The 9,074-nt window shown below is 32.7% G+C and carries 5 protein-coding genes; all 5 read right to left on the reverse strand.

Annotation, left to right across the window (positions count from 1 at the left end):
* Positions 1 to 1,441: NAD(P)/FAD-dependent oxidoreductase (locus B8T70_RS21780; protein ID WP_086896217.1), on the reverse strand; the 1,441-nt coding region annotated here is incomplete at its 3' end.
* 6 nt (positions 1,442 to 1,447) lie between these two features.
* Entirely contained in the window at positions 1,448 to 2,833 is a 1,386-nt protein-coding gene (locus B8T70_RS21785) for a radical SAM protein (RefSeq protein WP_086896218.1), read from the reverse strand.
* Positions 2,830 to 5,136 carry a hypothetical protein gene (locus B8T70_RS21790; RefSeq protein WP_086896219.1) on the reverse strand — a complete coding sequence of 769 codons (2,307 nt, stop codon included), beginning with the start codon at positions 5,134 to 5,136 and terminating at the stop codon, positions 2,830 to 2,832. Before B8T70_RS21790 ends, B8T70_RS21785 begins: the two co-directional genes overlap by 4 nt.
* 45 nt (positions 5,137 to 5,181) lie before the next feature.
* Entirely contained in the window at positions 5,182 to 6,678 is a 1,497-nt protein-coding gene (locus B8T70_RS21795; RefSeq protein WP_039112071.1) for a ferritin-like protein, read from the reverse strand.
* Positions 6,679 to 7,036: 358 nt separating this feature from the next.
* Complete coding sequence (locus B8T70_RS21800) at positions 7,037 to 8,695, reverse strand: hypothetical protein (protein WP_086896220.1); 1,659 nt, start codon at positions 8,693 to 8,695, stop codon at positions 7,037 to 7,039.
* Positions 8,696 to 9,074 lie beyond the last annotated feature (379 nt).

Raw genomic sequence — 9,074 nt, forward strand, 5'->3', positions numbered from 1 at the left:
AAACTAATATTTTTTTAGATTTTTCTATTTCCATAAATTTATTTAAATCGGCTATAACATTTGAAACTACTTTTCCGTTCATACTTTTGTAAAAGGGAAATAATTCGACTTGATCGAGATAAACTGTAGGCCGCTCTAAATTAGGATGTATTAGTGCTTGTTTTATTATTATACGATCATTATTAATTGCGTAAACATCTTTAAATGTAACATCCGAAGAAATATTAATTTCCTTGTTCCAAAGTGAAAATAAAAATAAATCTACAGGAATTGGTTCTACTTGTTTTTTTTCAAATATTGGCAGATCTTGATTGTACTCCTTTTCTAATTTGAAGGCAAAATTGGTTTGGTTTTTAGAGATATCAAGTTGAAAGTTTGCTCTTTTCATCCAAAACTCTTTTTTTTCTGAGTATGCCCATGCTTTGCGATAATAATCGGCTGTCCAATGTGTGTGATTAACAACCGATTCTATTAACTTTTCTTCATAAAAATTCTTTGGATGCTGAGAATCGGGATTTTTTAAATAGGTATTTATTGCAATAGCAACTTGCAATGAAAAGCGCATTGCTTTTTCTACACCTGTTGAAGAAAGTGGATCTAATGTAAAAGCGGCTTCTCCAATTTTTACAAACTGCTTATTCCATGGGTTTTGATTAACAAACGAGGTAACGGAACAAGTTTCTATATGACCCTTTCTTGCTTTGTTTGCTAATGGAGAAAATAATTCGGTCTTATTCATTAAATCTAAAAGATGCAAATCGCTATTATTTTTTAATGTAATTGGATCTGTAAAGCACATAATGCGATAGCGATTTCCCGCAACTGGAGATCCCCATAACCAACCATCATCAACAGCTTCGATTAATGCTTCTTTGGTAGTTGAGTTATTATCTATATGTGTCCATACTGCAATAGCCGAAGGTGCAATGGGAACTCTCTCGCTTAAAAGCGTCCCTTTGCGACCTCGTGCATCTAATACTATTTTCGAATTAACTTTAATTTCAACCGAACCAGCTATGATTTCTAATATGAATCCATTTTCTGTACTTATGGATTGCTTTAATTTTGCGGGTTGTATGGAATGTAATCCTTTTGCAATAGCAAATTCTAGTAACTCCTGATCCAGTTTGCTTCTATCCACAATTATCCCTTCGTTATTTTGACCAGGACGATAGTATATATCATCTGCATTTTCCCAAATTACCTTGGCGGGAATGTTTCTTAAATATGTAGAATCTACCAGTAAATGACCTGCATTTAAATATTCGAAAATATTGTGAATTCCTGGTGAAAGGGACTCCCCTATTTGTGGTCTCGGAAATTGTTCCTGTTCTAGCATTCCAACCGTATATCCCATATCTAATAAACGTATTGTAGCGCATAATCCGGCAGGACCAGCTCCGAGAATAAAGACATCGAAAGTATCAGGTACCGTTTTCATTTACAATTAATTATTCCAGTTTGGTTTTAATCGTGATAATCTTTCATTGGCTTGTATGGTATAAAATAACCATGATCTTATATAGTCACAGGCTGGTCTTCCTTTTTCGATTACTTCATGATGGCATCCACCACCACAAAGGTATCGAGCCCAACATTTAGAACATGGTTCTTGTGTGTTTACATGTCTGGAAGCTAGCCAATTGTTTTGTAAGTCAGCTTGTACACCATTGTTTAAGTCGCCCATTTTCCCTACATCTTCGTTTACAAAACGATGGCAGGCAAATAATTCTTCATCTGCAGATACGCCCATATAACCCGCGCCTGCACCACAAGGATAAGGTCTATGTGTTCCTTTGGAAATTTCTTTTAATGCGTTTACCATATTCAAAAAAGGATAACGTTTTCCTGCCAGTACATTTTTCTCAAAATTAAGTCCGCAAGCAATCATATTTTCTAACATGATGGCTAGCTGCTCATTGTTCATTTCATTTTGTCCGTTGCTAGATCTTAACAAAGGCGAGAAACCTACACCGTGAAAACCCATATTAATAAATTCATCCAGAACAGCAGGAAGGTTTGTATTTTCGGGAGTTACTGTTACTCTTGCAGATACCTGCATTTTTCTTTGCAAAGACAATAAAGGCTGAATATTTTTTATGATTCTATCATAACTTCCTTTACCTCCTTTCATGGGGCGATTAAGGTCATGATCTTTGCCTATTCCGTCTAAACTAATAGTTACTGAAAAACCATATTCTTCAAAAAAAATGGCATCACTTTCTGTAACTAAAGTTCCGTTTGTAGTAATGGAATAACTGACTTGTATTTGTTTCTTTTTTGCAGTTGTATCAGCATAAACAGTAGCTTCTCTAATTGCTTGTCTGTTAATTAGTGGTTCTCCTCCTAAAAAAGTAAGTTGTGCTTTGCCTCCTTCCGGGCAATCTTTTAATAATAAATCGATGGCTTTATAAGCGGTTTCTAAAGACATGTTTTTTGTAGGTCCTCCAAAATCACCCTGATCGGCATAACAATACGTACAACCCATATTACATTTTTGCGCTATTGCTAATGATAAAGCATGCAATGGCGGACTTTGTAAAGGTTCATCTGTAATATATTCGGGAGCATCCAGCCCCAAAAAGTTTAGTTCATCTTGCAGGCCTTTATCATCCTTTTTATCCATTAGGAAAGCTATTTTTTGTTCTACTTCTGGAGAAATAGTATAAAGTCGGCTTCCATTTGGGATAAAAATCTGAGACGATTGTCCTCCTTTTATCAAATGTGCTTTGGCTGAACGTGGTTTAGATTGCGGAACAATTATTTGTGCCAATTTCATTGCAATCGACGCATTTTTTTTCTGTTCGGCAAACGTATCAATAACTCCTATCATTTCGTTTTGTTTGATTTAGGTTTTATTTTGCTACTTTCTATTGCATCATTTCCTTTTATAATAAAGTTGAGTTCGCCTTGCCAATTCTCAAATAAATCTTGATAGGAAATTAATCTTGAGTTTTTCCAATCGTCTGGAATATAAGAACCAGTTCGTTTTTTGGACATCCATAAATCTCCAGTACTCAAACCATTTTCATCTGGAACAATATTTACAAAATCAGGTCTGCTGGCTGCCCAATAATAGCAAGAACATTCACGGTAATCATTTTGCCATGGCGCGCAAAGTCCTTGAGTTAATTCTCCGGGTTTTAAAATTGTATCTGAAAATGCTGCACTATTACCATCAAATACTTTATTAACTACTAATATTACAGCAATATATTTTTCTACATTATGTAATTCATTTAGATCAACTACAACTTCCTCCATTGAAGGTTTGGCTGTAAAATGACATATTACTTCCTGTCCTTGTTTTTGCAAAACGTGAACCATAGAGTTCGACCATTCCATAAACGAAACACCATTTGGGTTTGCATCGGTCTTTAGGGGAGTATTATCTCCATCGGGAAAAACAGGCCCAAATGTCTGTACCATTGTAGGTTTTCCTTCTATAGCTACCAATCGGTGTCCTACTAAACTTTGAAATTTTATATCGGTAGCTTCCAGTACATAATTATTATTTTCAATAAGAACAATGCCATTAAATGCTCTTCTCCAAAGATTTCTAAAATCAAATTCTAATCCGGGAAAACAATTCGAAATCGCTGTTCTTGGCAAAACCGCAATAGGGTTTCCTGTTCCTCTATAATGTAATTGTGCGGTTAAATTTGTAGCTTTTAGTGGTGAGCCGTATGATACTGGCAGCGTATCTGGATTATTATCCTTGAAAATAGAGGTGCTTGCAGCCTTTATTATCGTATTAATTTGGCGGTAGGTAAAAGTTAGTGATCTACCATCGGCGCCACGCATTAATGCAGGCATTTTTCGAAGTGCTTTACTCGATAAATCACCTATTTCTGTAGGTTTTCGCAATAAATCACCAAACCAGGGCGATGCACCCGAACTTAACCCGTTAAAGACTCTTTCGTGTAATAATTGCAAAGCAAGATTATCAACAAGGGAGGTTGCCATAATGGGTTCAAAAAAACGTCCGAAATCATTTGTGTTTTGGCGTACCATTGTACTTGCAACATTTTGTTTTCCTTCGTAACTATTCCCATTCATAATTGTTGTATTCATCAATCGAATAGTTTCAAAAGCTCTGCGAATAATTTCTTCGGCTTCTTCTATACTTACTTCTCCATCTATATCTGTACTTAATATTATTTGTTCTAGCTCATCAGACACTACACGAATTGGTAAAGTATCGGGAGCAAAAGATGGTGGCCCTGCACTAATATGTGCTTTGGCTGTTAATGTTTTTTCATCCGAAACCTTTAGTTTAACGGTTACAAAACCATCACATTCATCATCAATATATCCCCAGCTTACTTGCCAACTTACTTGTTTTTCATCGGTATAGGAATAACCGGCAAAAATTTGTGCCGGAGCAGTGTAAAATATATTAGGAGTGCCACTTTCCTGATAACCACGCCATGTCCCTTTACCTTCGCTTGTATCGTATATTATTAAATCTTCTTTCTTTTCAAAAGTTGGGTCTTCTTGTATTTCTGTTTCACCAGGACCTGTCTTTCTTTTTAAATTTGAACCATAAACTTTACCGCCTGCAGGTGTATATCGTAATCTTAATTCTGGAAACTCTTTTGTTGGTTTTATGTACTGAACAGAACCTAATGGTAATTTTTTATTTGGCAAAAAGTTATTACAATCAGCTAGCAATGGTTTTGATTCATGCGAGGTAATGTTAGTAATTTTTGCTGTCATTTTATCATTGACATCGGTGGTTCTTCTAAATATTTTTATGTTAGCCACATCTACATCCCAACTAATGTCTTTCAGACTTAATCCTGCCTGAACAAGCAATTCTTCTGTAAGAGGCACTAACTCGCCAGGGTTTTCATCTGTTATAGCAAACACTTCCAGGAAAGGTGAAACTGGGCGTATTTTTCCTTTTCTATCTGCCAGACTTGTAACCTCTTTAAATTTTATATTTATAGGATCATGAGCTTTAATTTCTCCTGAAACGGGGTCTACTGTTAAGGTCGTTTTTGGTATTATTTCTCTAAAGTCAAGTGGTTTTTCTTTAGATAATTCAAGGTCATACGCTTCCATTGGTGTATTTGATTCTCCTAATCTGCCAATTGCAATGGGAGGAAGAATTCGTAATTCTATAATTTTCATATTGTAGTATTTTAAATGTTTTAATTGAGTTGAATTAATTTGAAACTATACCAGATTTTCCTGGGTTAAGTGTACAATTGCTTGTAATAGCTTTTTATCAGCTTCTTGTAATCCATTCAAATATTGAATATGTGGTTGGTCTTTAAAGTTCTTTAACTGTACGATAAGATTATTTGATGCTTCGAGAAGGTCTTTGTGTGATCTCCATCTATTGTGTTCTCCAAAAGGCAAATCAAATGTATATGGGAGTGTAAATGGTGGTCCGGCCATTTTGCTGCTATTTTTAGCAATAGGAGTCTGAACCAATATAGTAGCCAGACTTCGTAAATTATACATTTCTCCAAATGAAGAATTGATAATCATACCACGAGGAGAAGTATTCCCAGAATGATTATAACCATCATCTAGTAAAAAACTATGATTTAAGAAATTAAGCAATAATCGATAACGAATATCACACAAGTTTGCCCAAAGTATTGCCTGCGGATCTGTAATTTTTTCACTTTCTGCTTCTACTGCCGAGGCTTTAAACGTTGATTCTTCTATTACTTCGATTTTTTTGCCTACATAAGGATTGGTAGCAACATCACGAGAAGGATTAAAAGTGCCTTTGGTATCTTCTAATAATTCTTTATACTCTCTGTAGATATGTAAAAACCTTTCGAAATGAGATGGTGTACCTTCTTTTACATCTAAACCTTCTCCCTGCTCTGCAATTTCATTTAATGCATTATAAGCGTCATCACGAGATAATAATGCTGCAACTAATACGTCGGGGCTTTTTGTATAAATGCTTTTTCCATCACTTCCTCTGTCACCTTCCTTATATCCACGACCCCATTCGCCAAACTTAGCCTGATAGTTATAAGTAGCAGCCTGAAAAGTTTCATCGGATATTACATCAGGATCCTTAATTAATTGAAGCAATACTATAAACAATGCTCCAACGGTATGCGGATCATCTACAGTTGTTTGTACGGATTTCTTAATTTCGGCAGCCAAAGGATCATCACCATCCAACCAATCCGAAGAAGCTTCGGCATAAACATATTTAGCAAGGGATTTAAGAGAGAATTTTTCTAAAGTAAAAGGAAAAGGGTAAAAAGGACTATCCCAAGGATAACTTTCTCTTCCAAAATTTAAGGGAGCTCCAATCACTTTTAATACATTTTGTACCGAGATAAAATGTCCCATTTCTTCTTTGGCAATACCCAAAATTATATTTTGCCAAGTATGTACTTTTTCTTGATATTTTTCTGGAATTTGAGGTCCACCTATACTGTAAGCAGAGTAAAGATACTGCAACATAAGCCCTTGCTCTATTTCGGCATCTATCTGTAGTAACATAGTAATGTAATCTTTTCCATTAAATTCTGATGGTACCTTAAAACGTTTTGCTTTTTCTAGATTTTCATAAGTGTCGGTAAGACTATCTGTTGCCATAAACATTTTGTTTGCGGCGTTCTCCGTCGGTTTATTATTGGCTTTTGCCCATTCTAATATTGGGGAAATAAAATGGTCTCTTTTCGGATTGTAATTCATAATATATTGTTTAGTTAAATTTCTATTTAATTATATCGTACTTACTACCAACTCAATTATATATGCTAATCATTACTGGATTTTAGACTTTTAATTCAAATGATAATTTAATAACCTAAACTCATTCTGTTATAACTGTCTAGTGTATTGGTTTTTAGTTGGTATTAGAAGAATCTAAGCTAAGTTTTTAATTAATAAATTTGCCCAGTATAAATACCTGTTTTTCATTGTTATGACATTTTTTTAATAAGATTATTATCTAAGTATTATGGTATGATATAGTATAAAAAAAACCAGAATTGATTTAGGAAATCAATTCTGGTTTTTTTTATAATTTTCGAGGAAATACTAGTGAGAGTTATTTAGCTTCGATGTCATGAAATTCAAATCTATCATTATTTGCTGATTTTACTGTTACGTAGTACTTTCCAATAGGTAAATTGATTTCAATTTTATCGCCTTTAGGGATAATTAAGGTTGATTCTATTGGGATTAATAAATCTGCATTTTTAGTTTTGTTATATTCATCAAACAGAAAAATTTCAACTAGTAATTCTTCATTTTTAAAAGCATTGAGTTTTTCATTTTTTAAAACAACCTTCTTAAAAACGTCATTCGGGTAAACTGATTTTAGGTTTGCTTCAAGATTATTTATTAAAAAATAATCAGCACTTGATTTCATTAAAGTATCATTTGCAAATATAGATTTAGGAAGCAAAACTAATTTTTCCTTAGTGTTACCAATAACTGTTTCCTGATTAATTGTAATCGGATCAATGTTAGAATATTCTTTTAAATAACTTCCCATGACACGACTTTCTCCGTCCTCTTCTAAGTGACCATGACCAACATAAATGAAAATTTTTTCCTTTGGATTTTTCTCTAATATTTTCATGATATTCTTGGCTTGCCCTATTTCTCTTGGAACGTTTCTATCTTGATTTTCATGTCCTAAAAGATTAAACCCCATAGCATTTGCTTTTCTTACAAAATGACCAAAATAGGGATCCTTAATATAGAATCCATTTTTAGAATTTGGGATTACAGTAGTATTATTATCTTCATTTGGCACAAATGTTTCCATAGAGATAGTTGTGAATCCTTTTTGTTTTAAAATATCTAATAATGACATAGCAAATAATCGATGTTTAGGATAAAAATGATCCTCGTTAAGCATGATTATCTGATTATTATTGGCTAAGTCGGCAATTGTATTATAAATATCTTGATTAGTTTTAACTTCCTCTTTTGATAAAGAATTTAGAACTATAGCATTAAAGTCATCTTTTTTATTTTCATAGTTTTTAATGAGTAAATCATATTCTTTATTATTACCCATAAAAGAGTTAATTGTAAAATACAATGGTTCTTTGAGCATTATTTTCTTAGGATCTTTTATGGGAGCTTCCTTTATTTTCTCTCTTCCTTGAAGAAAATTTTTATGTGGCTCGACTGTATAATAATTGTACAGTTTCATAAAGGACAGTTTATCTAAATTGGTATTATCAAGATTAACTGTTTTCATATTTTCAGTAGCCTTTTCCAAATTATTAGCATGATCCAACATACGTGTAATGCAAATAATTTTCTTTGTTCCTTTTTGTTTTTCAAAAATAACAACTCCATTGATGCTGTCATTTTTTACAATTTTTTCATGAGCAATTGTATCAATAGGGTTTTCAACTTTTTCAAAGAAATATGATGTTTCTACATTTTGATCTGTTTTAAAACTAAGGATTAAATTAGCTATAGAAACATCTTTAAAATCTCCAATTTTCTTTTTTAAGTTGTTTTTCTTCTCTTTCGAAAGATCTTCATAAGTTACATTTCCTAAGATATCAATTGAAACATCTAGTGAATCATTGTAAAACAAATCTCCGTAGTTTCTTTCTCCAGTTATATAATTGTGTTTAATAACATCTTGATTAATTGTTTTGCACCCAATTAGTAATAGGAAACAAGATGCTGAAAAATAATTTTTTATAAATTTAATTTGAATCGTTCTTTTTCTAAACATAATTATTAAAAGCGTATAATTTTAACTGTTTTATGACCAATGACTCTACTCAATTACTCAGATTTATTTGAAGTAAATATCTTTGCTTTTTAATATTTTACTCAACAATATATTATCATAAACGTATATTATGTTACCCAAAAACGATAGATTTATTTGCTATTATTTCTACTTCAAAATCTGAAATTCTGATAAATAGTAACTCACAAGTTTCAGTATCGGGAAATAAGACTACAAAATTTTATGACCTATCTAAATTAAAGGAATTCTAAAAATGCTATGAATTAGTTAATTACATATTGATAACTTTTAAATCATGTTTTTTTAAAGAAAATTTAATAAACATTAATTTTGCAAAGTATTATATTTGGCGGCTTAT

The organism is Flavobacterium sp. AJR (assembly GCF_002156885.1).
Taxonomy (GTDB): Bacteria; Bacteroidota; Bacteroidia; order Flavobacteriales; family Flavobacteriaceae; genus Flavobacterium.

Coding starts and splice junctions, on each gene's coding strand:
- B8T70_RS21790 (WP_086896219.1), bottom strand. CDS start 5,136: ATGAAAATTATAGAATTACGAATTCTTCCTCCCATTGCAATTGGCAGA.
- B8T70_RS21795 (WP_039112071.1), bottom strand. CDS start 6,678: ATGAATTACAATCCGAAAAGAGACCATTTTATTTCCCCAATATTAGAA.
- B8T70_RS21785 (WP_086896218.1), bottom strand. CDS start 2,833: ATGATAGGAGTTATTGATACGTTTGCCGAACAGAAAAAAAATGCGTCG.
- B8T70_RS21800 (WP_086896220.1), bottom strand. CDS start 8,695: ATGTTTAGAAAAAGAACGATTCAAATTAAATTTATAAAAAATTATTTT.